The sequence below is a fragment of the Streptomyces flavofungini genome, from assembly GCF_014650815.1.
GTDB classification, from domain to species: Bacteria; Actinomycetota; Actinomycetes; order Streptomycetales; family Streptomycetaceae; genus Streptomyces; species Streptomyces flavofungini.
The window spans coordinates 356,109-382,297 of record NZ_BMVR01000003.1; the positions used below are offsets into that span (position 1 = coordinate 356,109).

At 72.1% G+C, this 26,189-nt stretch carries 31 protein-coding genes and 1 pseudogene; 7 read left to right on the forward strand and 25 right to left on the reverse strand.

Going from position 1 to position 26,189, the window contains the following annotated elements; all coding sequences use genetic code 11:
- Positions 1-50: 50 nt before the first annotated feature.
- The 3 genes from IE274_RS08855 to IE274_RS08865 all read right to left on the reverse strand — a co-directional run bounded on the left by IE274_RS08855 (position 51) and on the right by IE274_RS08865 (position 3,017).
- Entirely contained in the window at positions 51-1,184 is a 1,134-nt protein-coding gene (locus IE274_RS08855) for a Gfo/Idh/MocA family protein (protein WP_190115060.1), read from the reverse strand.
- Positions 1,181-1,933, reverse strand: coding sequence for a sugar phosphate isomerase/epimerase family protein (locus IE274_RS08860; protein WP_190115061.1), 753 nt, complete (start codon positions 1,931-1,933; stop codon positions 1,181-1,183). Before IE274_RS08860 ends, IE274_RS08855 begins: the two co-directional genes overlap by 4 nt.
- A gap of 106 nt (positions 1,934-2,039) precedes the next feature.
- The gene (locus tag IE274_RS08865) at positions 2,040-3,017 is read right to left on the reverse strand and encodes a helix-turn-helix transcriptional regulator (RefSeq protein ID WP_190115062.1); all 978 of its coding nucleotides are present in this window, start codon (positions 3,015-3,017) and stop codon (positions 2,040-2,042) included.
- A 61-nt stretch (positions 3,018-3,078) separates the two neighbouring features.
- Here IE274_RS08865 and IE274_RS08870 point away from each other — a divergent pair, with 61 nt between their 5' ends.
- Entirely contained in the window at positions 3,079-3,843 is a 765-nt protein-coding gene (locus IE274_RS08870; protein ID WP_190115063.1) for an NIPSNAP family protein, read from the forward strand.
- Here IE274_RS08870 and IE274_RS08875 read toward each other — a convergent pair.
- A complete protein-coding gene (locus IE274_RS08875; RefSeq protein ID WP_190115064.1) occupies positions 3,833-5,005 on the reverse strand; it encodes an FAD-dependent oxidoreductase in 1,173 nt (390 codons plus the stop codon). The two genes, IE274_RS08870 and IE274_RS08875, sit on opposite strands and share 11 nt — an antisense overlap.
- Before the next feature lie 125 nt (positions 5,006-5,130).
- Between IE274_RS08875 and IE274_RS08880 the strand changes: the two genes are divergently transcribed.
- Positions 5,131-5,721, forward strand: a complete 591-nt coding sequence (locus IE274_RS08880; RefSeq protein ID WP_190115065.1) for a TetR/AcrR family transcriptional regulator — start codon at positions 5,131-5,133, stop codon at positions 5,719-5,721.
- A 5-nt stretch (positions 5,722-5,726) separates the two neighbouring features.
- On the opposite strand, the gene IE274_RS08885 is transcribed toward IE274_RS08880, so the two are convergent.
- The 4 genes from IE274_RS08885 to IE274_RS08900 form a co-directional block, all read right to left on the reverse strand.
- A complete protein-coding gene (locus IE274_RS08885) occupies positions 5,727-6,254 on the reverse strand; it encodes a DM13 domain-containing protein (RefSeq protein ID WP_190115066.1) in 528 nt (175 codons plus the stop codon).
- Between the two features lie 183 nt (positions 6,255-6,437).
- On the reverse strand, positions 6,438-7,382 hold the full coding sequence (locus tag IE274_RS08890) for a bile acid:sodium symporter family protein (protein ID WP_229909385.1): 945 nt from the start codon (positions 7,380-7,382) through the stop codon (positions 6,438-6,440).
- 289 nt (positions 7,383-7,671) lie between these two features.
- Positions 7,672-8,175, reverse strand: a complete 504-nt coding sequence (locus tag IE274_RS08895; RefSeq protein WP_190115067.1) for a hypothetical protein — start codon at positions 8,173-8,175, stop codon at positions 7,672-7,674.
- A gap of 244 nt (positions 8,176-8,419) precedes the next feature.
- Positions 8,420-9,445 carry a LysR family transcriptional regulator gene (locus tag IE274_RS08900; protein WP_190115068.1) on the reverse strand — a complete coding sequence of 342 codons (1,026 nt, stop codon included), beginning with the start codon at positions 9,443-9,445 and terminating at the stop codon, positions 8,420-8,422.
- A 130-nt stretch (positions 9,446-9,575) separates the two neighbouring features.
- Between IE274_RS08900 and IE274_RS08905 the strand changes: the two genes are divergently transcribed.
- Genes IE274_RS08905 through IE274_RS08915 form a run of 3 tightly spaced genes read left to right on the forward strand, consistent with a single transcriptional unit; the run spans position 9,576 to position 12,345 of the window.
- On the forward strand, positions 9,576-10,271 hold the full coding sequence (locus IE274_RS08905; protein ID WP_190115069.1) for a type 1 glutamine amidotransferase domain-containing protein: 696 nt from the start codon (positions 9,576-9,578) through the stop codon (positions 10,269-10,271).
- A 3-nt stretch (positions 10,272-10,274) separates the two neighbouring features.
- Positions 10,275-10,979 carry a TetR/AcrR family transcriptional regulator gene (locus IE274_RS39345; protein WP_229909387.1) on the forward strand — a complete coding sequence of 235 codons (705 nt, stop codon included), beginning with the start codon at positions 10,275-10,277 and terminating at the stop codon, positions 10,977-10,979.
- Positions 10,980-10,986: 7 nt separating this feature from the next.
- Positions 10,987-12,345, forward strand: coding sequence for an aldehyde dehydrogenase family protein (locus tag IE274_RS08915; protein WP_190115070.1), 1,359 nt, complete (start codon positions 10,987-10,989; stop codon positions 12,343-12,345).
- A 25-nt stretch (positions 12,346-12,370) separates the two neighbouring features.
- Here the strand turns inward: IE274_RS08915 and IE274_RS08920 are convergent, their stop codons facing one another.
- Positions 12,371-12,865, reverse strand: coding sequence for a nuclear transport factor 2 family protein (locus IE274_RS08920; protein WP_190115071.1), 495 nt, complete (start codon positions 12,863-12,865; stop codon positions 12,371-12,373).
- 107 nt (positions 12,866-12,972) lie between these two features.
- Between IE274_RS08920 and IE274_RS08925 the strand changes: the two genes are divergently transcribed.
- The gene (locus IE274_RS08925) at positions 12,973-13,572 is read left to right on the forward strand and encodes a PadR family transcriptional regulator (protein WP_190115072.1); all 600 of its coding nucleotides are present in this window, start codon (positions 12,973-12,975) and stop codon (positions 13,570-13,572) included.
- Positions 13,573-13,647: 75 nt separating this feature from the next.
- Here the strand turns inward: IE274_RS08925 and IE274_RS08930 are convergent, their stop codons facing one another.
- From IE274_RS08930 to IE274_RS08955, 6 genes are all read right to left on the reverse strand, one after another.
- Entirely contained in the window at positions 13,648-14,010 is a 363-nt protein-coding gene (locus IE274_RS08930; RefSeq protein ID WP_190115073.1) for a hypothetical protein, read from the reverse strand.
- A 90-nt stretch (positions 14,011-14,100) separates the two neighbouring features.
- Entirely contained in the window at positions 14,101-15,120 is a 1,020-nt protein-coding gene (locus IE274_RS08935) for a fibronectin type III domain-containing protein (RefSeq protein ID WP_229909389.1), read from the reverse strand.
- Between the two features lie 131 nt (positions 15,121-15,251).
- Positions 15,252-15,710, reverse strand: coding sequence for a PTS sugar transporter subunit IIA domain-containing protein (locus IE274_RS08940; protein WP_190115354.1), 459 nt, complete (start codon positions 15,708-15,710; stop codon positions 15,252-15,254).
- 187 nt (positions 15,711-15,897) lie between these two features.
- The gene (gene dhaL, locus IE274_RS08945) at positions 15,898-16,509 is read right to left on the reverse strand and encodes a dihydroxyacetone kinase subunit DhaL (protein ID WP_190115074.1); all 612 of its coding nucleotides are present in this window, start codon (positions 16,507-16,509) and stop codon (positions 15,898-15,900) included.
- Positions 16,510-16,605: 96 nt separating this feature from the next.
- Positions 16,606-17,598 carry a dihydroxyacetone kinase subunit DhaK gene (gene dhaK, locus IE274_RS08950; RefSeq protein WP_190115075.1) on the reverse strand — a complete coding sequence of 331 codons (993 nt, stop codon included), beginning with the start codon at positions 17,596-17,598 and terminating at the stop codon, positions 16,606-16,608.
- 554 nt (positions 17,599-18,152) lie between these two features.
- On the reverse strand, positions 18,153-18,329 hold the full coding sequence (locus IE274_RS08955) for an FAD-binding oxidoreductase (protein WP_190115076.1): 177 nt from the start codon (positions 18,327-18,329) through the stop codon (positions 18,153-18,155).
- Positions 18,330-18,757: 428 nt separating this feature from the next.
- On the opposite strand from IE274_RS08955, the gene IE274_RS08960 reads away from it, so the two are divergent.
- The gene (locus tag IE274_RS08960) at positions 18,758-19,327 is read left to right on the forward strand and encodes a DUF6328 family protein (protein ID WP_190115077.1); all 570 of its coding nucleotides are present in this window, start codon (positions 18,758-18,760) and stop codon (positions 19,325-19,327) included.
- A 475-nt stretch (positions 19,328-19,802) separates the two neighbouring features.
- On the opposite strand, the gene IE274_RS40185 is transcribed toward IE274_RS08960, so the two are convergent.
- The 10 genes and pseudogenes from IE274_RS40185 to IE274_RS40595 form a co-directional block, all read right to left on the reverse strand.
- Positions 19,803-20,441 carry a cytochrome P450 gene (locus IE274_RS40185; RefSeq protein ID WP_308437266.1) on the reverse strand — a complete coding sequence of 213 codons (639 nt, stop codon included), beginning with the start codon at positions 20,439-20,441 and terminating at the stop codon, positions 19,803-19,805.
- A pseudogene (locus IE274_RS39355) lies at positions 20,369-20,702 on the reverse strand (response regulator); the annotation flags it as partial. The gene IE274_RS40185 and the pseudogene IE274_RS39355, both read right to left, overlap by 73 nt.
- Before the next feature lie 115 nt (positions 20,703-20,817).
- Complete coding sequence (locus tag IE274_RS08970; RefSeq protein ID WP_190115383.1) at positions 20,818-21,000, reverse strand: hypothetical protein; 183 nt, start codon at positions 20,998-21,000, stop codon at positions 20,818-20,820.
- Positions 20,997-21,752, reverse strand: a complete 756-nt coding sequence (locus IE274_RS08975) for an NADH-quinone oxidoreductase subunit B family protein (protein ID WP_190115078.1) — start codon at positions 21,750-21,752, stop codon at positions 20,997-20,999. The genes IE274_RS08970 and IE274_RS08975 overlap by 4 nt, the downstream gene beginning before the upstream one ends.
- 1 nt (position 21,753) lies before the next feature.
- The gene (locus IE274_RS08980) at positions 21,754-22,560 is read right to left on the reverse strand and encodes an FAD/NAD(P)-binding protein (RefSeq protein WP_190115079.1); all 807 of its coding nucleotides are present in this window, start codon (positions 22,558-22,560) and stop codon (positions 21,754-21,756) included.
- The gene (locus tag IE274_RS08985) at positions 22,557-23,018 is read right to left on the reverse strand and encodes a Crp/Fnr family transcriptional regulator (RefSeq protein ID WP_190115080.1); all 462 of its coding nucleotides are present in this window, start codon (positions 23,016-23,018) and stop codon (positions 22,557-22,559) included. Before IE274_RS08985 ends, IE274_RS08980 begins: the two co-directional genes overlap by 4 nt.
- A complete protein-coding gene (locus IE274_RS08990; protein WP_190115081.1) occupies positions 23,015-24,142 on the reverse strand; it encodes a 4Fe-4S dicluster domain-containing protein in 1,128 nt (375 codons plus the stop codon). The genes IE274_RS08985 and IE274_RS08990 overlap by 4 nt, the downstream gene beginning before the upstream one ends.
- 176 nt (positions 24,143-24,318) lie before the next feature.
- Positions 24,319-24,987 carry a hypothetical protein gene (locus IE274_RS40340; RefSeq protein WP_190115082.1) on the reverse strand — a complete coding sequence of 223 codons (669 nt, stop codon included), beginning with the start codon at positions 24,985-24,987 and terminating at the stop codon, positions 24,319-24,321.
- 118 nt (positions 24,988-25,105) lie between these two features.
- On the reverse strand, positions 25,106-25,531 hold the full coding sequence (locus tag IE274_RS09000) for an Hsp20/alpha crystallin family protein (RefSeq protein WP_190115083.1): 426 nt from the start codon (positions 25,529-25,531) through the stop codon (positions 25,106-25,108).
- Positions 25,528-26,127, reverse strand: a complete 600-nt coding sequence (locus tag IE274_RS40595) for a hypothetical protein (RefSeq protein ID WP_504740282.1) — start codon at positions 26,125-26,127, stop codon at positions 25,528-25,530. The genes IE274_RS09000 and IE274_RS40595 overlap by 4 nt, the downstream gene beginning before the upstream one ends.
- Between the last annotated feature and the right edge of the window lie 62 nt (positions 26,128-26,189).

Here is a 26,189-nt window from a genome sequence, read left to right on the forward strand (position 1 = left end):
GCTGTGGGGCGGGGCCGCGCCCCGGCCCCGGCCCGTCGCCGCCCGCCCGGTCACCGCCCGAGCGTCACCGCCGTCGGATCCCAGTCCTCCGGCAGCGGCGTCGGCGGCACGACCTGCGCCGGGAGCCGCGTGAACTCCGCGCGGTCCGCGGAGCGCGTGATCGCTGCCATCGTGTGCAGGACGTGCAGGGCGAGGGCGCCGGAGGCACGGTGGGTGTCGCGGGCGCCGCGGCCCGGCGGATCGTCGGCGGCACGGATCGCGCGGGCCATGTCGAGCACCCCGAGCCCCCGCCCGTCCGTGCGCCCCCGCACCGGCAGTTCACGCCACGCGTCGTCGCCGTTGGCCCGCACCCGCAGCGGGCCGCGGAACGTGTTCGGGTCGGGCACGGCCAGGGTGCCCTCCGTGCCGGTGATCTCGAACCGGATGCGCGGGTGCGAACTGTCGAAGCTGAACGTCGAGTTGGCGCTCGCGCCCGAAGCGAAGTCAAGGAGCGCGCTCACATGCGTCGGCACGTCGACGGGGAACGACTGCCCGGCTTTCGGCCCCGACCCGACCGTGCGTCGCACTCTGGCCCGCGCCGCCGTCGCCGCCACCCGCTCCACACGGCCGAACAGCGCCACCAGAGCCGTCAGATAGTAGGGGCCGAGGTCGAACAGCGGCCCCGCGCCCGGCTGGTAGAAGAACGCCGGGTCCGGATGCCAGGCCTCGGGGCCGAGGCTCTGCACCGCCGTCGTCGCCGCGACGGGCGTGCCGATGTGCCCGGCCCGGACGGCCCGCAGTGCCGACTGCAGCCCCGCCCCGAGGAACGTGTCGGGCGCGCCCCCGAGCAGCAGCCCGCGCTCGGACGCCTCGGCGAGGAGCTTCTCGGCGTCGGCGGGATCCGTGGTGAGCGGCTTCTCGCCGTACACGTGCTTGCCCGCCCGCAGCGCGGCCGACGCGACCTGCGCGTGGGCGGCGGGCACGGTGAGGTTGACGATCAGCTCGACGTCCGGCTCGTCGAGGACGGTGGGCAGGTCACCGGCGAGCGGTATGCCATGGGTGGCGGCCGCGGCGGCCGCCCGCTCCGGGACGATGTCCGCGACGGCCACGATCCGGATGTCGGGGAAGGTGCCGAGGGTGCGCAGGTACTCGGCGCTGATGACGCCCGCGCCGACGACGGCGACGCCGACCGGACCCGTGTTCACACGGCCTCCAGGGCGCTGACATACGTACGGCTGGCCGCGAGTTCCCCGAGCAGGTCGCCCGCGCAGGCGTCGAACTCGATGACGCGCCAGGCGTCCGGCGCCGCGGCGAGGACCTCCGGCACGGGCATGGTGCCGCCGCCGACGGCCACGTTCGGGTCGTCCTTCGTGCCGGGCCCGTCCTTGAGGTGCAGCGCCTCCACGCGGTCGCCGAGGCGGGTGAGCAGGGCGGGGACGTCGGCGCCCGCGACCGCCGCCCAGTACGTGTCGACCTCCAGGAACACGTCCGGGTCCAGGAGTCCGGCCAGGACCTCCAGGGCGGGGCGGCCGCCGTGGCTCGCGAGCCGCGGCTCCACCTCCCACCAGTGGTTGTGGTAGCCGAGCCGCAGCCCGTGCCGGGCGGCTTCGCGCGCGAGGCCGCCGAGGCGGTCGGCGACGCGGGCCAGGCCGTCGTACGTCGTGAAGTCCTCGTGCGGGAATCCGGCGGGGACGATCGCAAGCGGCGTGCCGAGCGTCGCCACCGCGTCGAGGACGGGGCCCGGTTCACCGGTGAGGAGCTGCACGGCGTGCGCGCCGGACACGGTGAGGCCGAGGTCGTCGGCGAGGCGCCGGAGCCCGGCCGCGTCGTCGGTGACGTCGTACGCCTCCACCGCGCCGTATCCCATCTCCGCCAGTCGGCCCAGGGTCCCCGCGCGGTCGGCGGTGAACTCGTCGCGTACGGAGTAGAGCTGAACGCTGAGCGGTCGTGGCATGGAGGTCCCTCCCCGTCGGCGGCTGGGAGGACCGTAAGTCGCGAAGGGCGAGTGGACAAGGGTGCGACGCCCGCACCGGAGCCGGGGGATTCCGCGGGGCCGAGCGTCAGCGCACCCCGTAGGCGCGGGCGAGCACGTCCACGGTGGTGGCCATCGCCCGGCGCAGTTCCGGCGGGGCGACGACCTCGACGTCGACGCCGAGGCGGAGCAGTTCGCCGCAGGCATGGTCGGTGCTCTCGGTCGGGATGACGGCCTCGACCCAGCCGTCGTCGCCGACGGGGGTCGCGGTGGCCGCGGCGGCCCGCGCCACCTCCGGGGGGACGTTGTCGGGCAGGCGTCGCAGTCCGCGCGGGGAGAGGCGGATGGTGGCGGTGCCGGTGTGGCGGCGGCGCTGGAAGTCGTCGAGGTACGAGGCCCAGTACGCGCCCAGGTCGAAGTCGCGCGGCCGGTCGAACCGCTCGTCGCTCGGGGTGGCGTCCAGGACTTGGGTGACCCGGTACGTCGCGATCCGGCTGTCCGTGGCGGCCACGAGGTACCAGGTGCCGGACTTGAGGACCAGGCCGTAGGGGTGGAGGCGGCGGCTCACCTCCTGCGGCGCGCGCCAGCGGCGGTAGCGCACGTCGACCGCGTGCCGGGCGAGCACCGCGTCGACGAACAGGGGCAGATGGGGTGTCTCCTCGGGCTCCCGGTACCAGCCGGGAGCGTCCACGTGGAACACCGTGGCGGTCCGCGCCGCCTCCTCGCGCGGTCCCGCCGGCAGCGCGGCCAGGAGCTTCAGCCGGGCCGCCGCCACCTCGTCCGCGAGGCCCAACTCGGCGGCGGGGCCGGGCAGTCCGGCGAAGAACAGCGCCCGCGCCTCGCCCTCGCTCATCCCGGTGAGACGGGTGCGGTAGCCGTCGAGGAGTTGATAGCCACCCGTGCGGCCCGGCTCCGCGTAGACCGGGATCCCGGCCTCCTGCAGCCGCGCCACGTCACGGTAGGCGGTCCGCACGGAAACCCCCAGCTCGTCGGCGATGCCGCGCGCGGACACGCGGCCACGGGACTGCAGCAACAGCAGCAGCGACAGCAAGCGACCGGCGGACATGCGCACATTCTCCCCGGAAACACTGACAGCCCCTGGCACACGGCTTCCCTACGGTCGGCGCATGCGCACCGAACAGGAGCCCGCCGTGCCCCCTCATGCCCCCGTCAGCCCTCCCGCCGTCGTCGAGCTTCGCCAGTACACGCTGCGGCCCGGACGGCGCGACGAGCTCATCGAGCTGTTCGACCGGGAGTTCGTCGAGACCCAGGAAGCGACCGGGATGAGCGTGCTCGGCCAGTTCCGGGACCTCGACGATCCCGACCGCTTCGTCTGGCTGCGCGGATTCGAGGACATGGCGGCACGCCACCGCGCGCTGACGGCCTTCTACGGCGGCCCCGTCTGGGCCGAGCACGGTCCCCGGGCCAACGCCACCATGGCCGACTCCGACGACGTCCTGCTGCTGCGCCCCGTACCGGCGGCGAACGATCTCACCGTCTCCCCGGCCGAACGTCCCCGCGCCGGCGCCCCCGCACCGGACCGGTTCGTGTCCGCCGCCGTCTGGTCCTTCCCGCCCGGGCGCTCCGACGGCGTCGCACTGATCCAGGACGGACTGCTCCCCGTCCTCCAGAGCACGGGACCCGCGCCGCTCGCCGTCCTCACCACCGAGGCGGCGCCCAACACCTTCACCAGACTGCCGGTCCGCACCGGCGAGAACGTCGCCGTGGTCCTCACCTCGTATCCGGACGAGCGGGCTCAGCGTCGTCACGTCGCCGAGGTGCGGGCCCATCCCGTCGCGCGGGACGAGGTCCTGCCGGGTATCGAGCGGAAGCAGATCGCGGCGCCGCAGGTGCTCCGGCTCGCGCCCACCGGCCGCTCGCTCATCCGCTGATCTCGGTGCTCCGCCCGTATCCGGTGCTCGGCCCGTCCCCGGCGCCCGGCCCGTCGTCGGTGTCCAACAGGCCCTCGGCGCCGCTGTCGAGGAGCTTGGCCGTCTCGGTCGAGCGGGGAAGCATCGCCGCTTCGTAGGCGCGGACGGCGTCGTCGACGGTGGCCGCCTCGGCGAGGGCGAGGGCGAGTTCACTGGCGTCCAGCATGGCGAGGTTGACGCCGACGCCGAGCGGCGGCATGAGGTGGGCGGCGTCGCCGAGGAGCGTCACCGTGGGGTGGTGCGGCCAGGTGTGCGGCACCGGCAGGGCGAGGATCGGGCGGTCGACGTAGGGGCCGTCGTTGTCAGTGATCATCCGGCGCATCCGGGGTGACCAGTGGGCGTAGCGCTCCAGGAGCAGGGCGCGGATGCCGTCGGTGTCCCGGGGCGTCAGGCCGCTCGCGCGGATCCAGTCGACCGGGACGCGCTGGATGAGGTAGACGCGGATGTGGGCGCCGCCGTTGCGCTGGGCGAACACGGCACGCTCGCCGTCGGCGGCGTGGGCGCCGCCCGGGCCGACCAGGTCCGCGATCTCGGGGTGCCGGTTGTCGACGTCGTCGAACCACGCCTCCAGGAAGCTCACGCCGGTGTACGCGGGCACCGCGGGGGAGACGGCCGGGCGGACCCGGGAGAAGGCGCCGTCGGCGCCGATGACCAGATCGGCCTCGACGGTGGTGCCGTCGGCGAAGTGCAACCGCCGCGGCCCCGCGGCGGGTCCGCTGACGCGCTCAAGGGCCCGGCCCCAGCGCACGGTGCCGGGCGTCAGGGAGCCGAGCAGGAGGTCGCGCAGCCGCCCCCGGTCGATCTCCGGCTTGAACGTCTCGCCGGGCGCCGGGACCTGGTGGGACGTGCGGGTGCCTGCCGGGTCGAGCAGGCGCATCTCCTGGCCCTCGGGGCGGGCGAGCGCGAAGAACTCGTCAAGCAGTCCGGCCGAGCGCAGGGCGATCTGGCCGTTGTCGGCGTGCAGGTCCAGCGTGCCGCCCTGGTCACGGGAGTCGGGGCCGGTGTCGCGGTCGTGGACGGTGACCGTGAGGCCGTGCCGCTGCAGGACGCGGGCGCAGGTCAGCCCGCCGGGACCGGCCCCGATGACGCTGATCCGGGCGCGGGAAGGGTGCGGAGAAGTCATGGAAAGGAGAGTAGGTGCAAAAGTGTAATTCGACAACTGAGTGGTGAAGTTAGCTAAGTGGCAGATGCCATTAAGCTGCACATGTCACTAAGCTACGGATGCCGCCATCGGCTAGGATCACGCCCATGACCGAGCCCCCCATCGGCCGCCGCGAACGCAAGAAAGCGGCCACCCGGCAAGCGATCGCAGACGCCGCCCTGCACCTCTTCCTGGAGCGCGGCTACGACGCCGTGAGCATCCGGGACATCGCCGACGCGGCCGACGTGTCGACCACCACGGTGTTCAAGCACTTCACCGGCAAGGAAGCCCTCGTCTTCGACCGGGAGGAGAGCACGGACGCCCAGTTGGTCGCCGCGGTGCGCGACCGGGACGCCGACCAGAGCGTCCTGGACGCCCTGCGACAGCACGTACTGGACACCTGGCTGCCGATCGCGGCACACCCGCAACGGGAAGCGTTCAACCAGCTCGTGGACTCCACCCCGGCGCTGCGCGCGTACGCCGAGCGCATGTGGATCCGGCACACCGACACCCTCAGCGCGGCCCTCGCCGACGAGTGCGGCGTGGCGCACGGCAACCTCGCCTGTGCCGCACTCGCCCGCTTCGCCCTCGACGTTCCGGTCCTCGCGCAGGGGCAGAAGGACCACCGGGCCGCGGTCGAGGCTGTCTTCGACATGCTGGCGGGCGGCTGGCAGCCGCCCGCCAGGACGTCTGCGTAGCGCGGTCAGGCGCGGGTCAGTTCCGTGGCGCCGAAGGACACGTCGAAGCGGTCGCACCAGAGGGTGACGCTGCGGTACTTGTCGAGGTCGACGTCGGCGGGCAGCGGGTAGTTCTGGTCGCCCTTGTTGCCCTTGAGCTCGCCCAGGCTGACGTGTCGGCCGTCGTCGAAGACGTGCCAGCCGTCCTTGCCGGGCTTCACTTCGGCGTCGCTGAGCCAGACCCGCAGGGCGGGGCCGTTGCTCGTCTCCAGGTCCGTCAGGCGGAGGACGCGGGTGCCGTCCGCGAGGCGCAGGATGCGGACCGAGCCGCTGGTCTCGTGCTCGTGGCTGATCAGCTTCCCGTTGGCCAGCTCCTTCGGCTCGACCCGCGCACCGTTCCCGGCCGCCGCGACGGGCAGCGGGTCCCGCACGGTCTCGTCCACCCACAGCTTCCACGGCTGGAACCAGTACAGCCCCACACCCGCGAGCACCACACCCGTGCACAACACGGTGAGGAACCATGGCCTGCCGAGTGTGCTCCGTACGCGTCCCATGTCGTGCCTCCGCAAAGATCGAGTGTGCTGCTGCCGCTGTCTCTGTAAGACGGCTGACGGAGTGCCCGGCACTCCCGGAATCTCATGACGAAAGTCTTACGGCCCCCATGGCGTCACGTGGGACCAGGGGCGGGGCGGCTGCCCTGTCGGACGCGCCCTGCCCGTCGGCGCGTCGATGAACGCCTAGGCGGGCAGGGCCTTCGTGCTGACGGCGGCGGTCTCGGGCGGGGCGATCCGGCGCAGCAGGAAGCCCGCGGCCATGGCCATGATGAACATCTCCACCGCGTACACCGCTGAGGGGATGGCCATCCGGGTGCTGTCGAGGAGGGAGGGGCTGAGGGCGATGGCCATCGACAGCGTGGTGTTGTGCATGCCGATCTCGAAGCAGGTGGCCACGGACTGCCGGTGGTCGCCACGGGCCAGGCGGGTCGCTCCGTAGCCGATGGTGAGGGAGATCGCGGCGAAGAGGAACGCGACGAGGCCGACGTCGGCGAGATAGCCGAGCACGTTCTCGCGCTCGGTGACGACGGCGGCGATGATGACGCCGATGAGCGCCGTCACCGCCGTCAGCTTGACGGCCCGGGTGGAGCGCTCCGCGAAGTTCGGATGGCGCTGACGTACCAGCATGCCCGCCGCCACCGGCACCAGCACGACGAGGAAGACCTGCACGGTCTTGTCGAAGCGCAGCCCCAGCGCCTCGTCGGTGCCGGACATGAAGTGGTCGAGGGAGAGGTTCACGACGATCGGCAGCGTGACGACGGCGATCACCGAATTGATGGCGGTGAGCGTGACGTTGAGGGCGACGTCGCCGCCGAAGAGGTGGCTGAAGATATTGGCCATCGTGCCGCCGGGGGAGGCCGCGAGCAGCATCATGCCGACGGCGAGCGCCGGGCTCAGGTCGAAGGCGAGGACCAGGCCCAGACAGGCGGCGGGCAGGAGCAGCAACTGGCAGCCGAGGGCGACGGCCACCGGCCGCGGATGGGCCGTGACCCGGCGGAAGTCGGCCACGGTCAGGCCGAGTCCGAGGCCGAACATGATCACGGCGAGGACGGCGGGCAGCAGGAACGTGGTCAGGGACGAGTCCACAAGGACAGGCTCCAGGAGCGGGGTTGGAATGTCCACGACCATGCACGCGACCATGCACGCGGCCATGCGGCGGGAGCCCGTCGGGTGGTGGCGGCGCGCGGCACGTCAGCGGGCGGCCGGTCGGCCCCGCCCGGACGTGCGAGGGCCTGGTCCGGTGAGGCCGGTCGGCCCTGCCCCGGACGTGCGAAGGCCCGGGCCCGGATCCGGTGGGAGTGCCGGGGCCGGGCACGGGCCGTTCGGTGGCCGGGGGTGAGCCCGGCCGAAGTGAGGGCCGAGGGGGACCCCGGCCGGAGAGACGGCCGGGAGGACCCCGGCCGGAGAGGTGGACGGGTCAGAAGTGGCGGTGCACCGTCCGGCGCCGGAAGAACCACACGCCGCCGGTCACGCCCGCGGCCACCAGGGCCCCGCCCGCGACCAGCGTGATCGTGCCGTAGTCCTCGACCGCGCCGCCGATGCCGCCGCGCACACCGCGCGCGGGGGCCGTCGTCGACGAGGTCGTGGCCGTCGTACCGACCGTGACCGACTGCGAACCGGCCGCCGAACCGTCCTGACAGAGCACCACCACCGTATGGGTGCCGGCACTGACACCCGACCAGGAGGCACTGCCGCCGGTGAGCTGGGTCTGCCGCCCCGAGGCGAAACTGGCATTGCCGTTGCTCATCAGCGCGGCCTTGCCCCCGGCTGGACAGGCAGTCGTGGTGACCTGCACGGTCGACCCGGTGACGGTCACGTTGATCCCCGGTCCCGCGACCGCCGACGGGGCGGTCAGTGCCAGCGGGACTGCGACGGCGGCCACGGCAAGGCCGGAGCGGAGCGATATCTGGGTAATACGCATGCGTCTGCCCTCCGGTGGCACGGTTGGCGGTACGTCCCGTGCGCCGCCGGAATTGGGAATCGTCCGTGCTACCTGACGACGAGCCAACGCGGCGTCAGGCCGTACCGCATGCGGACTGCCCCCGGGCAGGTGACGGAGTCCATCGTCCGGCCGAGAGCCGACCGCCGTTCAGGGGCGCGCCCGGGGTGCGGCGGACGGCTGACCCGATGTCACCCGGGCCGGCCGCCCACCCGCGGCGCGGACGTCACCACGAAGGCCCCGCCTGCAGCAGCCGGTCGCGGACGAGGAGCACATGCGGATTGGCCGAGGCGCCCGGCCGCTGCGCCAGATAGCCCGTGTTGATCGGCGGGTCCTCGGGCAGCAGCAGCGGCACCAGGGCGCCCGAGGCCAGCTCGTCCAGGCACAGATAGCGCGGCAGCACGGTGATACCCGCCCCGGCCGCCACCGCCGAGAGCACCCCGCGCAGGTCCGGCACGGTGATCGCGGGCTGCTCGGTCAGGCGCTCGCCGAAGACGTGCCACCAGTAGCGGCGGGCGATGGGCAGGTCGTCCGCGTACGCGACGATCGGCACCCCGCGCAGCGCGGCGGGACCCTCGGCCGTGACCCGGTGCGCGCCGATGCGCTCCGCCCACCCCGGCGAGGCGACGAGCACGAACTCCTCGTCCGCGAGCGGCACCGCGCTGAACGTGCGCCCGCGCAGCCGGAGCGTGGAGATCACCAGGTCGAAGCGGCCGCCGCGGAGGCCGTCGAGGAGCTCGTCGGTGAGGCCCATGGTGATCCGCAGCCGCACCCCCTGGTCGGTGAGCGGCGCCAGCGCGGGCAGCGCCCGGGCACACACCAGCTCGGCCGGTCCCGCCAGGTGCACCGGCTCGGGGCGCTGCTCGGCGGCGAACGGGCCGCGGTCGGCCACGGCGGCGAGCGCGTCGATCGGGGCCGCCACCTGCGTGGCCAGTTCGTCGGCGACGGACGTCGGGACGGCGCCGCGGGGCCGGCGCTCGAACAGCTCCCGCCCGAGCTGCTGCTCCAGGGAGCGGATCTGCGTCGTGACCGTCGGCTGCGAGAGGCCGAGCACCCGTGCGGCGGCGGTGAAGGAGCCGGAGCGGTGCACGGCGAGGAAGGTACGCAGTAGGGACAGGTCGAGCGGCGCGCGTGCCGGGGCGGCGTCGGCGGGTGCGGCGGCCGCGGACCGGCCCCGGTCGGCGGGCGGCGACGCGGGCCGTGCGCGGCGCCCCCGCGCTGAGCTCGTGCCATTGGAATCTCTATGGGGCATACCGGAGATCGTATTGGAACTCTATGGCTCGGCCGCCTACCTTCGAACTACCGGCGAGCTGACGTTCTGCGTATGAAATGTCAGGGCGTCACGCGAGACGAGCGAGACAAAGCGAGACGAGGAGAGGGTTATGGCGAAGATCCTGATGGTGGTCACCGGCTCCGACGTATGGACGCTGGCCGACGGCACCGCGCATCCGAGCGGCTACTGGGCCGAGGAGGTCGCGGCCCCGTACCAGGCCTTCGTGGCGGCCGGGTACGACGTCGTGGTGGCGACGCCCGGCGGCGTCGCGCCGACGATGGACCCGGCGAGCCTCGCGCCCGAGCTGAACGGCGGTCAGGAGAACGCCGACGCGATCGCCGCCGTCCTCGCGGGCGTCACCGAGCTGAAGCGCCCCGTGGCGCTCGCGGACGTCGAGCTCGACGACTACGCCGGAGTGTTCTACCCCGGCGGCCACGGTCCGATGGAGGACCTCGCGGTGAACGCCGGGTCCGGCGCCCTCCTCGTCGCGGCCCTCGCGTCCGGCAAGCCCCTCGGCATCGTCTGCCACGGCCCCGCCGCGCTGCTCGCCACCGCCGACGCCGAGGGCGGTTCGCCCTTCGCGGGCCGCCGCGTGACCGCGTTCAGCAACGCCGAGGAGACCCAGTCCGGGTTCGCCGACCGCGCGCCGTGGCTGCTCCAGGACCGGCTCGTCGCCCTCGGCGTCGACTTCCAGGAGGGCGAGGCGTGGGCGCCGCACGTCATCGCCGACGGCAACCTGTACACGGGCCAGAACCCGGCGTCGGCCGCCCCGCTCGCCGCCCGCATCGTCACGGCGCTGGGCTGAGCCATGGCCAACGACCGGCTCACCGATGTCCTCGACGCGACCTACACGTGCCTGAGCAGGTACGGCGTGCGGCGCACCACGATGGATGACATCGCGGGCGAGATGGGTGTGTCCCGGTCCGCCGTCTACCAGTACGTACGCGGCAAGGACGACGCCGTCCGGCAGCTCGCCCGGCGCCTGCACGACCGGGCGCTGGAGCGGGCCGCGGCGGCCGCGGCCTGCGACGCGCCGCCCGCCGAGCGGATCCACGGCATCATGGCCGCGAAGCTCGACCTGGTCCTGGACATCGCGGGCGGTTCGTCGCACGCCGCGGAGCTGCTCGACGCGAAGGCACGGCTCTCCGGGGACATCTGCGACGCGTTCACCGAGCGGATCCGGGGGCTGCTGGCCGAGCAGTTCGCCGGGACGGGGGTGGCGGCTGTGACGGCCGGGCCCACGGAGGCGACCGGGCTCGCCCGGCCCGCGGAGCCCGTCCCGCCGACGGACCCCACCCGGCCCACGGCCCCCACCGGGAGCAGTCCGACCACCCCCGCGACCACCCCCATCCCCACTCCCGACGGCACCCCCCTCACCCCCGCCCGGGCCGCCGACATCTGCCTCGCCCTCGTCATCGGCCTCGAATCCCTCCCCGACGCGGCGCACCTGCTGCGCCCCGCCACCTACGCCCTGCTCACCGGGCTCCTGCCCGCACCCGAGTCACACTCCTGAGGACCTCATGAACGCCAGCGCCACCCCCACGAACGCCTCCGGCTCCGACGGCACGCCCGAGGACCCCGCCGCCCTCGTGACCCGCCTCCGCGCCACCTTCCGCACCGGCCGCACCCGCCCCCTCGACTGGCGCGTACGCCAGCTCACCCGGCTGCGCGACCTGCTCACCGAGCACCGCGAGGACATCGCCGACGCCCTGCACACGGACCTCGGCAAGCCGCGCGCCGAGGCGTACCGCTCCGAAGTCGACTTCACCGTCCGGGAGATCGACCACACCCTCGACCACCTGGAGGAGTGGCTGAGCCCGCAGTCCGTCGACGTCAGCGGCGTCTTCGGGGAGCGGGCCAGCGCGGGCACGCAGGTCGACCCGCTGGGCGTCGTGCTCGTCATCGCGCCGTGGAACTACCCCGCGCAGCTCCTCCTGGTGCCCGTCGCCGGGGCGCTCGCCGCGGGCAACGCCGTCGTCGTCAAGCCCAGCGAGATGGCGCCCGCCACCTCCGCGGTCATCGCCCGGCTGCTGCCGCGGTACCTGGACACGGACGCCGTGGCCGTCGTCGAGGGCGGCGTGCCCGAGACCACGGCGCTGCTCGCCCAGCGCTTCGACCACATCTTCTACACCGGCAACGGCGCCGTGGGCCGCATCGTGATGCGCGCCGCCGCCGAGCACCTCACCCCCGTCACCCTCGAACTCGGCGGCAAGTCACCGGCGTTCGTCGACACGGGGGTGGACGTGGCGGAGGTCGCCAAGCGCCTGGCCCGCGCCAAGTTCGCCAACGCCGGACAGACCTGCGTCGCGCCCGACTACGTCCTCACCACCCCGGCCACCGCCCGCGCGCTTGAGGCCGCCCTCGCGGAGGCGATCACGGAGCAGTACGGGGCGGACCCGGCGGCGTCGGACGCGTACGGCCGGATCGTCAACGAGCGGCACTTCGACCGGCTTTCGGGGCTGCTCGGCTCGGGCCGCCTGGTGACCGGCGGGCAGACCGACCGGGCCACGAAGTACATCGCGCCGACCGTGCTCGGCGGGGTCAAGGCCGACGAGCCCGTCATGCGCGAGGAGATCTTCGGCCCCGTGCTGCCGATCGTCGAGGTCGAAGGCCTGGACGAGGCCATCGAGTTCATCAACGACCGGGACAAGCCGCTCGCCCTGTACGCGTTCACCGACGCGGACGTCACCCGGGAGCGGCTCGCCGCCGAGACCTCGTCGGGTGGGCTCGGCTTCGGCCTGCCGATGGCCCATCTCTCCGTCCCCGAGCTGCCCTTCGGCGGCGTCGGCGAGAGCGGGCTCGGTGCCTACCACGGCCCGCACTCCATCGCGACGTTCAGCCACCGCAAGGCGCGCCTGGACGTGCCCCTGCCCGCCTGAACCGGCCTCCTGCGACGGCCTGGTGTCACTGCCCCTCGGCGGGCGGCGGCACCAGGCCGTCGGCGACGAGGCCCGCGTACACGGCCTGGCCGAGCGCCTGGACCGCCGACTGCGGGCGCACCATCACCGTGAACTCCTTGATCCGGCCGTCCTCGTCGAAGTGCAGCAGGTCGATGCCGTGGATCTCCTTGCCGGACACGGTCGTCCGGAACAGCAGGACGGCCGAGTCCGCCTCGCTCCCGTCGGCGCTGGTCTGCGCCGCGCCCTCGTAGGACCCGACGTACCGGAAGTCCTCGAACAGGCGCAGCAGCACCCCGAAGAGCCCGATCACCATCTCGCGGCCCTCGAAGGGCTGGAACTTCACCGGGCTGTAGAAGCGGATGTCCGGGGTGAACAGGTCCTCCAGCGCGGCGAGTTCACGCTTCTCGACGGCTTCGCGGAAGCGTGCGGCGGCAGCGGCGGACGGTGCGGCGGCGTCGGTGGACCGGCTGGTGGCGTCGGTGGACTGGGTGGTGGCCATGCGAACCTCCATAGTCAAGAATCTGAGTAGTCAGATTTATGACTATCATGGTCGCACGGCGCCCGGAAGGGAAGACCGGTCGGCGCAGCGCGAAGGAGAGGGCGGACATGGCTCTGCGGCACGCGGTGCTCGCGGCACTGCTCGACGGCGAGTTCAGCGGCTACCAACTGGCCAAGGGGTTCGACATCGGCGTCGCCAACTTCTGGCACGCCCTGCCGCAGCAGCTCTACGCCGAGCTGACCCGTCTGGAGGGCGACGGCCTGGTCTCCGGGCGCGAGGTGGTGCAGGACGGACGCCCCAACAAACGGATGTTCCGGGTCACGGACGCGGGCGTCACCGAACTGCAGCGCTTCGCCACCGCACCCGCCAAGCCGTCCTTCATCCGGGACGACCTCCTGGTCAAGGTGCAGGCGGTCGACGGCGTCGACGCGACGCCGGTGATCGCCCAACTCCAGGAGCGCGCGGCGGTCGCCGAGGCCAAGGTCGAGGTACTCGGCAAGCTGCTGCGGCGGCTGCGCGGGGACGTGGACGAGGAGGAGTTCCTGCTGACGGGGCAGCGGATCGGCCCCTATCTGACCTGCCAGCGCGGGCTCGCGTTCGAGAGCGAGACGCGTGCGTGGTGCCTGCGGGCGGCGGAGCTGCTGGTGCGGCGGGGGAGCGCGGGGCGGGCCCCGTCGGGGTCGGCGCACCGCCGCCCGGCCGGGTGACTAGGCCCTGGCCGGGCGCCCCCGCACCCGATCGGCGTCCGGTGCGGGGGTGGCTTTCGTCGTCGGCTGCCCGGGTCAGTTCAGCCGGACCTTCGGCGGCGTCCCGTAGAAGGTGATGGGCGGCCAGCCGCGCTTGGCGGCGAGGTCGTTGAGGGCCTCCGCGATGTCCGCGGGCGTGACCTCCTGCTGCCCGGAGGGCTCCTCGACCCGGACGCTGAAGGTCATGGACAGCTCCGCGTAGCCCGAACCGTGCTGGACGCGCCCGCTGAACTGCGTCCCCGGTTCGAACGCCACCGCCGACTGGCTGCCCTCGGCGGTCTGCGCGGCCGCGGCGCCGCCCTTGTCGTCCGCCTGTGCCGTACCCGCGGAGGCGAGCACCGCGCCCGCCGCCGCCGAACCCGAGTAGCCCAGCAATGACCGTCTGGAGACTCCGGACATGTACCCCTCCTGATCCCTACGGGCCTCCCCCCTGGGGGCCCGCGGTGATCATAAAGGCCGAAACCGGCTCATGGAGCGGAACGAGATCACCTACTTCGGCCCGCTCTGTGCGGTGGTGACGGTCCGTTCGGGGGAGTAGCCGCCCCAGGTGCCGTCGGGCAGCTTGGCGCGGAGCTTCACCCGGTGCGTGTCGCCGGACTTCCGGCCGACGTAGAAGCTGTGCTTCGCCTTGTCCTGGGGGGCAGTGCCGCCGAAGACCAATGAGGTCGCGCTCTTGCCGTCCAGGTGGATCTGATACTCCGTCACCGCCCCGCCGGTGTGCGGGGGTTTCCACGTCAGGTCGATGTAGTACGCCCCGTCACCGGACTTGTGCGTCCGCGCCGTGAAGTCGGCCGGGGCGGTGGCGCGCCCGCTGTCCTTGCCCGCGGCCGTCCGGACGCGCACGGCGGGGCTCGCGGCCGAGAAGTTGTCGGCGGCGTCGCGCGCCTTCACGGTGAACCTGTACGTGGTGCCCGGCCGCAGGCCCGTGATCAGCGTGTCGGTGGTGCCCCCGCCCACGCTGTGGATCTTCGACCCGCCCTGGTAGATCTCGTACGAGGCGACGCTGCGGTTGTCCTTCGACGCATCCCACGCCAGCGTCGCCGCGTGCCCGCCCTGGGCCTCGCCGCGCAGCGTGCGCGGACTTGCCGGGGCCTTCCGGTCGGCGGTGGTCGCCGCGGGCGTGGTGACCCGCAGCTTCTTGCTGTCGGGGCTGACGTTGCCGTCGCCGTCGCGGGCCCGGACGGAGAAGGTGTAGGTGGCCTTCGGTTTGAGGCCGGTGATGTCCACCATGTGCCGGTCGGCGGGGACGTCCTTGACCTTGGCGGTGCCCCGGTAGATCTCGTAGCCGGTGACGTCGGAGCCGTCGGTGGTGCTGTTCCACATCACGTGCACGGACGTGGCACTGCCCGCCTGCACGGTGAGGCCGCGGGGCGCGGAGGGTATCCGCGTGCTCTTGCCGTCGTCGCCGCCCCAGGCGCAGGAGCTCAGCACGAAGACCGCCGCGGTGACAGTGAGGCAGGCGGACTTCAGGGGGAGCCGGTGGCGGGGCGGGTGGGGGGTCCGTCGCACGGTCGTGCCTTCCACTCGACGCGATTGGTCCGGACCAATTTGACAGGGGTGACGGGGGCACATCAAGAGGTGGAGTGGAACGGGGGTGCGATGAGGGGCTGTTCGTGGCTGTTCGGGGCGGCTCGGCCCCCTCACGCCTTCCGGTACGCGTAGGCCTCCCGCGCCGCCGCCTCCACCGCCGCGATGTCCGCGCCCGCCGACGCCGTCACGACCGCCGCCACCGCGCCCTCCACGAACGGCGCGTCGACGAGGCGGGCGCCGTCCGGGAGTTCGTCGCCCTCGGCCAGGAGGGCCTTGACCGTGAGGACGGCGCTGCCGAGGTCGACGAGGATCGCGACCCCCGCGCCCCGGTCGACCCGGTGCGCGGCGGCGGCGATCAGCTCGGAGCTGGTGCCGAGGCCGCCGCCCTCCGTGCCGCCCGCGGCGGCCACCGGCGCGGTGCCGCCCCCGGCGAGCCCCGTCGCGAGGGTCGCCACGGACTCGGCGACGGGCCCGCTGTGGGAGACGAGCACGACGCCGACGAGCTTGCCGTCGTCGCTCCCGCCGTCGAGCCCCGCGCCACTCGTGCCCCTGCCGCCCTCGCCGCTCATGCTGCCGCTGCCCCCGCTGCCCCCGCTGCCTCCGCTGCCTCCGCTGCCTCCGCTGCCTCCGCTGCCTCCGCTGCCCCCGCTGCTCGTGCCGCCGCGACCCTCGCCACCCATGTCGCCGGGCCCTTCGCCGTCGTCGCGCCTGCCGTCACTCACGCCGCCGTGTGCTTCGCCCGCGTCTGCCCTGCCGTCACTCACGCCCCGTCCCCTCCGCCGTCTCGGCCAGCGCCTCGAACAGCAGCGCCGACGACGTGGCCCCCGGGTCCTGGTGGCCGATGCTGCGTTCGCCCAGGTAGCTCGCCCTGCCCTTGCGGGCCTGCAGCGGCGTGGTCGCGAGGGCGCCCTCGTGGGCGGCGGCGCGGGCCGCGGCGAAGGACGTGGGGAGCGCGTCGAGCGCCGGGACCAGGGCGTCCAGCATCGTCTTGTCGCCGGGTGCCGCACCGCCCAGCGCGGCCACCGCGTCGACGCCGGTGCGCAGGGCGTCGGCGAACTCGGCCTCGCTGACCTCGGCCGCGTCGCCCAGGGCCTTGCCGGTGCGGCGCAGCAGCGTGCCGTACAGCGGTCCGGACGCGCCGCCCACGGTGGAGATCAACTGCCGTCCCGCCAGGGTCAGTACGGCACCGGGGGTGTCCGGGGTCTCCTTCGCCAGGACGGCGGCGACGGCGGTGAAGCCGCGCTGGAGGTTGCTGCCGTGGTCGGCGTCGCCGATGGGCGAGTCCAACTCGGTGAGCCGCTCCGCCTCCCGGTCGACGGCCGCGGCGGCGGTGGTCAGCCAGCGGCGGAAGAAATCGGCGTCGAGCACGGGAACTCCTTGCGTTGGCGGTGCGCCGGGCCGAGGGGTCCGGGCCGGTGGCGTGGGGGGTCGGTACGGAGGCTGGTACCGGGGCCGGGCCGGAGGTCACATGCCCCAGCGCAGCCCCGCGGTGCGCACGGGCGCGTCCCACAGCCGCAGCAGCTCCTCGTCGACCCGGCACAGCGTCACGGAGGTACCCGCCATGTCGAGGGACGTCACGTAGTCGCCGACGAGGGTGCGGGCCACGGGAACCCCGCGTTCGCCGAGCACGCGGTGGACCTCCGCGTTGAAGCCGTACAGCTCCAGGAGCGGGGTGGCGCCCATGCCGTTGACGAGGACGAGCACCGGGTCGTGCGAGTCGAGGTCCTCCAGGACGGCGTCCACGGCGAAGTCGGCGATCTCCCGGGACGTCATCATGGCCCGCCGCTCGCGGCCCGGCTCGCCGTGGATGCCGACGCCCAGTTCGAGCTCACCGGCGGGCAGGTCGAAGGTGGGGGAGCCCTTCGCGGGGGTGGAGCAGGCGCTGAGGGCGACGCCGAAGCTGCGGGAGTTCTCGTTGGCCTTCCGGGCGATCGCCTCGACGCGCTCCAGCGGCATGCCCTCCTCGGCGGCGGCGCCCGCCAGCTTCTCCACGAACAGGGTCGCGCCGGTGCCGCGCCGCCCTGCCGTGTACAGGCTGTCGGTCACGGCCACGTCGTCGTTGACGAGGACCTTGGCGACCTGGATGCCCTCGTCCTCGGCCAGGTCGGCGGCCATGTCGAAGTTCAGCACGTCACCGGTGTAGTTCTTGATGACGAACAGCACGCCCGCGCCGCTGTCCACGGCGGCCGCGGCCCGCACCATCTGGTCGGGCACCGGCGAGGTGAACACCTCACCGGGACACGCGGCCGACAGCATCCCCGGCCCCACGAACCCGCCGTGCAGCGGTTCGTGCCCCGACCCGCCGCCCGACACCAGCGCGACCTTCCCGGCGACCGGTGCGTCCGACCGCGTGATCACCCGGTTCTCCACGTCGACCCGCAGCTCCGGATGCGCCGCCGCCATCCCCCTGAGCGCGTCCGCGACCACGGTCTCCGCCACGTTGATGAGCATCCTCATGGGTACCTCCGGGTGATTCGAGCGAGTGGGGGCCTGGCGGGGTCTTCGCTGGTCAGATTGATTGAGGCTAGTTCTTGACCGTGGCGATTCATGGCGATTCATGGCGATCGGTGGCGGGGTCGGGGTGGGGCTGATGCTGGCTCAACATTGACTCTACTGATGGGGCGTCAGCTATTTGGCGGGATGACTCGGGCGCAACCTCGGCCTCAGTATCGGCGGATGTCCGTTCCGGGTCACGACCTCCGACATGGCCGCGCGATGTGATGCAGGGCATGGACGGGCGACGATGATCGGACATGCGAGTGTGCGGGACGTTGATTCGGCAATATCTGGATCGCCACTCGCTCGATGCCGACTCGATCCGGAGCCTCGACTCCGTGTTGAAGAATCACCTGCTGCCGGCCTTGGGGTCACGGAGAATGAATTCGTTCGACCGCAGGGCCGTCGATGGGTTCCTTCGCGTGCTGGAGCGCGAGAGAGAGGGGGGCCGGAGACCCGTCTCATGCCTACATCAGTTTTAGGTCGATTCTGCTGGATGCCCGGCGGCGGGGTCTCTACCCCGCGGCGCTCCACAGCCTGCGCGGGTCGTACGACTCCGTCCACGGCGGCTGGTCACCGTGCAGGAGCCGGGTAAGGAGTTGTCCGGTGAGGACGCCGCTGCACATGCCCCAGCCGCCGAAGCCGGTGGCGACGTAGGTGTGGTGGGCGCCCGGGTGGTAGCGGCCGATCATGGGGCCGTGTCGCTGACGTCGTTGTCCTGAGCCGCCTACCGGTAGGCGGTGTCCTCGATGGGGAAGTGGGCGTGCATCCATGTGTCGAGGCGGGCGAAGCCGACGACAGGACCGCCCCGCCACTGAGGCGCGGCGAGCGTCGGCCACACACGGTCGGTGTGTCGTCCCGCACACGCTGAGGAGAGAGGTTGGTGCGGTAGGTGCTCCGGGCGCTGCCACGAGACCTACCCCTCGTCGGTATCGCTGTGGATCACGCCCGCACGGTGTTGAGCTGGGTGAACCGTGCTGCGTTGTCGGGTGGTTCATTGTACGTGCGACGTTCACTGCCGGACGGTTCCATCTGCTCGCGTGCCGGGGCGCGCGACGCGCGACCTGCATAGAGAGGCCGGGGCGGGGCATTCGGTTCTTCTGGATGTGAGAGGAAGCCAATGGCCATGACAGAGAAGTTAGTTGAGGCGACGGCAGAGGACCTCTTTTGCCGTGGCTGCCAGGACCGGGCAAGTTCGGAGCTGGGCGTCGAGCCGCCGGAGACGGCACGGGACCGGGTCAATCGCCGTTGGAACGAGATACTCCAAGAGACCCGAGTCGCCCAGACCGGCGTGCAGATCCTCTTCGGCTTCCTGCTCAGCGTCGCCTTCACCCCGCTGTTCCGGGAGTTGGCCACGTTCGACCGGGTCGTCTACGTCGTCACGGTCGTTCTCGGCGCGTCAGCCACCGGCTCGCTCATCGCGCCCGTCTCCATCCATCGCTTCCTGTCCGGCCAACGCATGAAGGACGAAGTGGTCGAAGCGGCAAGCCGCTTGATGATCTGCGGCATGGTGCTCCTGGCCCTGACCATCGCCTTCACGCTCCTGCTCATCCTTCGCCTCGTGGTCCCCGGTGTGCTTGCCGAAGCACTCGTCGGCGGCGTCATGCTGTGGTTCGGCTTCTGCTGGTACGCACTGCCGGTGCGCCTGCGACGCCGCGCTGCTCGACGGGATGAGTCGCCCGACGTGTAGCTCCACGCCGGGTCTATGTCTTCCTGGGTTGCTCCCTGTCATGCGGACATCTGCGGACCGTGCATCCAAGATGCAGGCCGCTTGAGTTGACTGAGCGCTGTTCGAAACCGGTCGGCTCCACGTGGCCGAGTGCGCGGGTCAGCAGTGACGGTTGTGCTCGGCCGGCCGTGACAGCCCCGCCATTCGGTCCTTCGAATTCCTCAGTCCACCGTTCTCCGTGGAGCCGTCGCTTGCTGCTGGCGAACTGACCCGCGCTCTCTGTGACCTAGCCCGTAAACAGCACGCCTATTCGTCATTCGCGGGGCGGGTGTTTCGGGCGACGTGCTTCTGTGCTTCTGGACTAGGTGAGAGAGCGTCCCCGGCCTCTGCGTCCTTGCGCGGCTCGCGCTCCCGGCCGGGAAGGCTGGTCTCCGCTTCTTCCGCCTCGCTGAGGACCTCGTCGGCCGCAGTCTGCGGGCTTTGATCGGCGCCGTGATCAGGCCGACTCTTGCGTCCCATGGGATTCCTCCCCAGGCAGTTCGATGACGAAGCCGCTGCGGGGCGTCGTCGGCATCCGGTCCAGCGGGATCCGCAGATCCTGCTCGGCAACGCGATACTCAAGGCGAGCGAGGCGGGGCAGCAGACAGCTCAACACGGCCAGGGTCACGTCCTCGCCCGGGCAGCGATGGTTTCGGGACGCGTCTCCGCCGCCTTGAGGGACGAGCTCGTCGCGCCCCGGTTCTCGGCCGGTGAACCGTTCCGGGTCGAACTCGTAGGGCGTACCCCATAGTTCCGGATCGTGGTTCTGGCCGTAGAGGTCGAGGAGGAGGAGGGTGCCTTCCGGGATCGGCTCCCCGTCGTGCTCCGTATCGCGGGCCGCGAAGCCGGCCACGAACGGCGCGAACGGGTAGAAGCGCCGGACTTCGTGGGCGAATGCCCGGGCGTATCCTTCGCCGTCGCGCACCAAGCGCGGACGCAGGGCCGGATGGCGGTGCAGGGCGTGGGCGCCGAACACGGCGTACCAGGTGATGGCGACGGTCGGGCGGAGAATGTTGAGGACCCGTAGCCTGCGGCCCCGGCCGTGATGGCGTCGAGGAGGGCGTCCTCGTCGTCGAACGACGTGAGCATCGGACACGCCGACTCCAGCGTGTCCGACTGCAGTTCACCGTAGACCGTGATGCCGTCGCCATCCGGCAGCCGCACATCGAGCAGAGCCATGTCGGGGCGGAGCGCCCGGGCCGCGGACCAGCGCCTGGGCGCTGCTCGCGGCATCTCCGACCACCTCGATGCCGGGGTTCGCGTCGAGCAGGTCGCGCAGACCACGGAGGATGACTTCACGGTCGTCGAGGAGGAAGACCCTGATCGGCCGCTGTGGAGTGAAGGTCCGTGCACTCATGGCTCTCCTTGACCCCTGGCTTCGGTGTCGGGCCGCCGCATGTGGTCCGGGTTCCATCGTGTCGATCGCGGCATCTCCGCTGCCGGGAGCCGAACGGCCCCACGCCATGCGTGTGTCAGCAGGTGCGAGGCGGTTGCTCGCTGAGTGGCAGGTCCACCACCCGCCGCGCGACGACCCACGTGGGTGGTACGGCCCGGCCCGCAGGGGCCTTGCCGACGTCGCGCAGGTGCAGTTCGCCCTCGCCCGCCACGCGGGAGAGCGAGCCGGCGTGCAGGACCTGGGAACCTCGATGTGTCACGACCTCAACTCCGCTTCGAAGGCGGCCGTGTTGAAGGTGTGAAGGAAGCGTTCGGTGTCGCGATCGTCCATGCCGTCGCGGCGTAGCAACGGGATCAGTGCGGGGAGGTTCACTGAGCCGGACGGGCCGAAGCAGCCGTAGCAGCCACGCCCGTACGCCGGACAGATCGCGCCGCAGCCGGCGTGGGTGACCGGGCCGAGGCAGGGGGTGCCGTGGGCGACGGTGACGCAGACCGTGCCGCGCCGCTTGCACTCGAAGCAGACGCTGTGGTCGGGGACGTCGGGTTTTCGGCCGCTGAGGTAGGCGGTGATGACTTCGAGGAGCTGGCGGCGGTCGATGGGACAGCCGCGCAGCTCGAAGTCGACGTCCACGTGGGCGGATACGGGCGTGGAGGTGGCTAGTGCACTGATGTATTCGGGGCGGGCGTAGACGGTGCGGCGATACTCGTCGACATCGGCGAAATTGCGCAGGGCTTGGATCCCGCCGGCCGTGGCGCAGGCTCCGATGGTCACCAAGTGGCGGGAGGCGGCTCGGATCTCGCGGATCCGCTCGGCGTCGGCGGCCGTGGTGATGGAGCCCTCGACGAGTGTGAGGTCGTACGGACCGGGCCGGACGGCGCTGGACGCCTCCAGGAAGTGGGAGATCCGCACCTGTCCCGCGAGGCCGAGGAGTTCGTCCTCGCAGTCGAGCAGTGTGAGCTGACAGCCGTCGCAGGAGGCCAGTTTGAACACGGCGAGGGTCGGCGCACTCATGTCACAACTCCCTTACATAGAGCAGAGGTTCGGCGATGTCCCAGCCGACCACAGGGCCGTCCCGGCACAGCAGCAGTGGGCCGAGCTGGCAGTGTCCGCAGTGGCCCGTAGCGCAGCGCATGTTGCGTTCCAGAGAGACTTTGATCCGGTCGGCCGGCAGGCCGCGGTGCAGCAGGTCGCGAGCGGTCGCCCGGATCATCGGTTCGGGGCCGCAGACGAATGCGGTGGTCGCCGTCGGCTCGAAACGGGCGAGGCCCAGGAGGCGGGTGACCACGCCGATCTGGCCCGTCCAGCCGTCGCCTGGCCGGTCGACGGTGACACCGGTGTAAGCGGTCGGCCAACGCCCCGTCTCCGCACGGCAGATCAACTCGGCGGGGCCGCGGGCCCCGATGAGGACGTTGAGCCGTCCGTAGGCCTCCGCATCCAGGACGGCGTCGTGGATCAGAGGTCGCAGTGGGGCGAGCCCGATGCCGCCCGCCACCACGAGGAGGTCGTGCCCTGTGGCCGCGGACAGCTCCCAGCCGGTGCCGTACGGGCCGCGCAACGCCAGTACGTCTCCCACTTGAGCGTCGTACAGGCCGGCGGAGACGGCGCCGACGCCGCGTACCGTATGGACGAGGTCACCGTCGCGGGGGATGCCGCTGACCGAGATGGGGACCTCGCCCCGGCCGAAGGCGTACATCATCGCGAACTGCCCGGGCGCGAAGGCCGACAGTGCCTCACCGACCGGTTTCAGGCGAAGGGTGACGGTGTCGTGGGTCTCCCGGTGCCGATCGACGACGCGGTGGGGTACGGGGAGGGCGGTCATCCCCGCGTGCCCGTTCCGCTGCCGTAGGGCGCGTACAGGTCAAGGAGCCTGGTGCGGGCGGACTGCAGCCGGTGGGCGAGCACCTTGCCGACCCACATGGCGACCTCCACGCCGAGCGTGGGGTCGTCCTGGCAGACGGCGCGGACCGCCACCGCGTCGAACTCATAGGCGCGCAGCGGGCTGATCGTCTCTGCGCCCAGCTGCCACACGTACGGTGGGAACAGCCAGGACCAGCCGACGAGTTCACCGTGCCCGATGGTCTCGATGACAGGGGCACGGCGGCCGGGGACATACATGTCGAGGGAGACCGTCCCGGTGCGGACGACCCAGAACCGGTCGGCCTGTCCGCCTTCCTGGAAGAGACGCGTGCCCACGGGGACGTTCACCTCGCGGGCAATCCGCATCAGGCGGTCGCGGTGCTCGGCGGGAAGGGCGCTCATCATCGTCGCGGCGGTCATCGCTCTGCCTCCTCCTGGAGCGCCGAGACTTCCTCGGTGATGTCGATGCCGACGGGACACCAGACGATGCAGCGGCCGCAGCCCACACATCCGGAGCTGTCGAACTGGTCGTGCCAGGTGCCGAGTTTGTGGGTCAGCCACTGCCGGTAGCGGCTGTGCGGCGACTTGCGCACCGGACCGCCGTGGATATGGGAGAAGTCCAGGTCGAAGCAGGAGTCCCAGCGCTGCCACCGCTCGGCGTGATCCCCGGTGAGATCGGTGACCTCCTCGGTGGTGGTGCAGAAGCAGGTCGGGCAGACCATGGTGCAGTTGCCGCAGGTCAGACAGCGCGCGGCGACGTCGTCCCAGCGGTCGGCCTCCAGGCTTGCGCCCATCAGCCGCTGCAGGCTCACCGGCGGCATGGACCGGCCCATCCGGTCCGCGGCGTCGGCCACTGCCGTACGGGCGGACTCCCGCGTCGTCGAGTCGGCGGCGCGGTGGGGGACCTCGGCCAGCAGCTCGGCACCCTCCTCGGTGCCGACCCGTACGAAGAAGCGGTGCCCTGCCTGGTCCACGACCTCGGTGAGGGCGAGATCGAAACCGGCATCGGCGCCCGGACCGCTGCCCATGGAGACGCAGAAGCACGTCGCCCCGGGCTCGGTGCACTCGGCGGCTATCAGGAACGCCCCTTTCCGGCGTTCCTGATAGCCGCTGTCCTTGAAGTGCCCGCCGGTCAGCACTCGGTCCTGGATCGCGATGGCGCGCAGGTCGCAGGGTCGGACGCCGAGGAACGCGTACGAGGGCGCGGCGGCGGACTCCGCCTGTACGGTCAGCTGCCCGTCCGCCGAGCGGTCCGCGCTCCACAGCTTCTCCCGCTGTGGATGCAGGAAGTTCTTCCAGGATTGCGGGCCCGCGGAGTGAGCGAACGCCGCCTCGTCGTTGCGCCGCCGCAGCCGGTAGTGCCCGGCCTCCAGCTCCACGCCCCACCCGTAAGGAAGTTCCTCGGCGGAGCCGAGTTCCGCGAGCACGATCGCGGCGTCCCGGACAGTGGGGCCGATGACGGTGCGGCCGCTCGCCACAAGGGCCTCGACGAGGGCGTTGAGGCCGGTGCGGTCGAGCACGGCAGGCGCAGCAGGCGTGGTCATGGGTTGCCTCCTCCTGATGGCGTCGCTCGGGGGCTCTGCTTCCAGAGTCAGTGTCAGACTCCACCGGGGGCAGGGGCCGTTCGGCCCCGTGGCAAGAGGGAACGGCATCGCGGATCTGTGGACCTGGAGGAACTCCAGGACAGGCGGGAAGGGGTGGGCGCCCGGCGGTGATTTCCTCAGCAGGTACCTGTCCCCGCGCTTCGGCCACCCGCACTTTGCGAACCAGAGCCAGAGCCGGGCGCACCACTGCGCAGCCGGTGGGTGAACTCGCCGACTGCTTCCGGTGGTCCGGCGACCGCGCCTGCCACGTGACCGTCGACGTTCGCCACCCAGCCGGTCAGGCGCGAGCGCGGTGGCGCTGCCCTGCGTGAAGAGCCGCGAGCCCACGCCCTGCACCCGCCCGAAGACCTCGAAGGTGCGTACCGTCCTTGGCTCGCCCCCGTGCCGCGGTGCCGCACGATCTCGTTGCCGACCGAGGACGCCACCGGATCGACCACGGCCGCCACGTCGGGGGAGAGCCCGGTGCCGAAGGCGGTGTCCGCGCCCTCCACCGCGTACACCACCCGACGCTGCGGCAACCGTCCCAGGACCCGGGAGAGTCCGACGGCCTCGCCGAGACCGAGTTCGTGCCTGCTGCTCGTCGGTCGTCGAGCGAGCCGCTCGGCCTCCGGCTCGATCCGGCGGACGCGTCCGGGGTCCCTGCCCTCGGCTCCCGTGGCTTCGCCGGCTTCATGGTCGGTTCCGTCGCCCTCGCCCTCGCCGGGCATCGAGACGCCCGGGAACACGGACGATCCATCACGTTGTCTGTCCGGTTGCGGTGGTATCGCACGAATGAGTCCGCCCATGGATGGTTCAACGTTCCGCTGAAGCGTCGGCAGAGTCGCATGTCTGTGCTCAGGAAGGCGCCTGCGCGGCCGATTCGTTCCGGTCGCGCAGGCGCTGGCGGCATGCGCAGATCCGCGCTCAGGTATGCCGCACCGGAATCGTCCTGGTGCCGGCCTTCGTCTCCGGCACCGGGACCGTGATGGTCAGCACGCCATCCTTGTAGTCGGCAGCGGCGTCGTCGCCGCGGGCGCCGGCCGGCAGCCGGACGGCGCGGGCGAAGGTGCCGTAGCGGAACTCAGTGTGCCGCTTGTCCGCGGACTGGGTACTGCGCTCGGCGCGCAGCGTCAGGACGCCTTCCGTCATGGTGATCTCGACGTCCTTGGCGGGGTCGATGCCGGGGAGTTCGGCGCGGAGGACGTACGTGTCCTCCGTGAGGGACTCCTCGATCCGGATGCCGTGCAGTCCAGGTGTCGTGTGCAACCCCGGTAGGCTGGCCTCGACCCAGCCGAACAGGTCGGGCAGCACTGGCGGCCAGTTCGGGATCCGCTCGATCATGCCAGTCATCTCGCCCTCTCCCTCGCGTTGTTGGGGGTCTCTTTCCCTCCAGCGTCCTGCCAGCCGTGCGAACCCGCGAGTGCCGACCGGACCCGCGTCGAGTCCGGTCGGCCCCGCTCAGTTGGTCCTGTGCCCCATCGAGGACCGACGTGGCTCCGCTCGTGCTCCCGTTCCGCCAGGCGCACGCTCACCAGGTGCCGGCGCATCAGGCTGCCGCCGATGACCACTCCGACCGTACGCGCGGCTGCAATCCCCGCCCCCAGCCCCGCCTGCGGCAGGCCGGCCAGATGGTCGGGTGGCGGCATCGTCAGCTCGCCGTGGGAGCTGACCTGGCTCACGGCCTGCGCTCCGGCCCTGAGCCCGGGATCAACCCTGGCCGGCCCCCTGTGGGGTGAGCCATCGCGTCCGGCCCATCGCACGGTGACCGACACGCGGTCGTCGTCATCCCCCGCCTGGTAGGCCGTCGCCGACACCGGTGCGTCCTGAGTGAGCTGGGCCGGGGCAGCGTGTCGCGGGGCACGCTGTTCTTCGCGACCCGCGCCGCCGCATCCGCCGTCGACGCGCCGGCGGTGAGACCTGCCGGGCCGTCGCGGGAGAAGCCCCACGTGGTCCGGGTGAGGCCAGCCGATTGCAGCATGACGAGCGCCTCCGGTACCGCGCTCAGGTC

Bases quoted from the DNA above. Each gene is read 5' to 3' on its own strand.
- IE274_RS08900 (WP_190115068.1), bottom strand. From the start codon at position 9,445: ATGCCCCATAGAGATTCCAATGGCACGAGCTCAGCGCGGGGGCGCCGC.
- IE274_RS09000 (WP_190115083.1), bottom strand. From the start codon at position 25,531: ATGACTGGCATGATCGAGCGGATCCCGAACTGGCCGCCAGTGCTGCCC.
- IE274_RS08875 (WP_190115064.1), bottom strand. From the start codon at position 5,005: ATGACTTCTCCGCACCCTTCCCGCGCCCGGATCAGCGTCATCGGGGCC.
- IE274_RS08865 (WP_190115062.1), bottom strand. From the start codon at position 3,017: ATGTCCGCCGGTCGCTTGCTGTCGCTGCTGCTGTTGCTGCAGTCCCGT.
- IE274_RS08985 (WP_190115080.1), bottom strand. From the start codon at position 23,018: ATGACCGCCGCGACGATGATGAGCGCCCTTCCCGCCGAGCACCGCGAC.
- IE274_RS08940 (WP_190115354.1), bottom strand. From the start codon at position 15,710: ATGAGCGGCGAGGGCGGCAGGGGCACGAGTGGCGCGGGGCTCGACGGC.
- IE274_RS08925 (WP_190115072.1), top strand. From the start codon at position 12,973: ATGGCTCTGCGGCACGCGGTGCTCGCGGCACTGCTCGACGGCGAGTTC.
- IE274_RS08860 (WP_190115061.1), bottom strand. From the start codon at position 1,933: ATGCCACGACCGCTCAGCGTTCAGCTCTACTCCGTACGCGACGAGTTC.
- IE274_RS08870 (WP_190115063.1), top strand. From the start codon at position 3,079: ATGCGCACCGAACAGGAGCCCGCCGTGCCCCCTCATGCCCCCGTCAGC.
- IE274_RS08990 (WP_190115081.1), bottom strand. From the start codon at position 24,142: ATGACCACGCCTGCTGCGCCTGCCGTGCTCGACCGCACCGGCCTCAAC.
- IE274_RS08920 (WP_190115071.1), bottom strand. From the start codon at position 12,865: ATGGCCACCACCCAGTCCACCGACGCCACCAGCCGGTCCACCGACGCC.
- IE274_RS08960 (WP_190115077.1), top strand. From the start codon at position 18,758: ATGGCCATGACAGAGAAGTTAGTTGAGGCGACGGCAGAGGACCTCTTT.
- IE274_RS08885 (WP_190115066.1), bottom strand. From the start codon at position 6,254: ATGGGACGCGTACGGAGCACACTCGGCAGGCCATGGTTCCTCACCGTG.
- IE274_RS39345 (WP_229909387.1), top strand. From the start codon at position 10,275: ATGGCCAACGACCGGCTCACCGATGTCCTCGACGCGACCTACACGTGC.
- dhaK (WP_190115075.1), bottom strand. From the start codon at position 17,598: ATGAGGATGCTCATCAACGTGGCGGAGACCGTGGTCGCGGACGCGCTC.
- IE274_RS08905 (WP_190115069.1), top strand. From the start codon at position 9,576: ATGGCGAAGATCCTGATGGTGGTCACCGGCTCCGACGTATGGACGCTG.
- IE274_RS40340 (WP_190115082.1), bottom strand. From the start codon at position 24,987: ATGGGCGGACTCATTCGTGCGATACCACCGCAACCGGACAGACAACGT.
- IE274_RS08890 (WP_229909385.1), bottom strand. From the start codon at position 7,382: ATGGTCGTGGACATTCCAACCCCGCTCCTGGAGCCTGTCCTTGTGGAC.
- IE274_RS08930 (WP_190115073.1), bottom strand. From the start codon at position 14,010: ATGTCCGGAGTCTCCAGACGGTCATTGCTGGGCTACTCGGGTTCGGCG.
- IE274_RS08955 (WP_190115076.1), bottom strand. From the start codon at position 18,329: ATGATCGGCCGCTACCACCCGGGCGCCCACCACACCTACGTCGCCACC.
- IE274_RS08895 (WP_190115067.1), bottom strand. From the start codon at position 8,175: ATGCGTATTACCCAGATATCGCTCCGCTCCGGCCTTGCCGTGGCCGCC.
- IE274_RS08915 (WP_190115070.1), top strand. From the start codon at position 10,987: ATGAACGCCAGCGCCACCCCCACGAACGCCTCCGGCTCCGACGGCACG.
- IE274_RS08980 (WP_190115079.1), bottom strand. From the start codon at position 22,560: ATGACCGCCCTCCCCGTACCCCACCGCGTCGTCGATCGGCACCGGGAG.
- IE274_RS08880 (WP_190115065.1), top strand. From the start codon at position 5,131: ATGACCGAGCCCCCCATCGGCCGCCGCGAACGCAAGAAAGCGGCCACC.
- IE274_RS08975 (WP_190115078.1), bottom strand. From the start codon at position 21,752: ATGAGTGCGCCGACCCTCGCCGTGTTCAAACTGGCCTCCTGCGACGGC.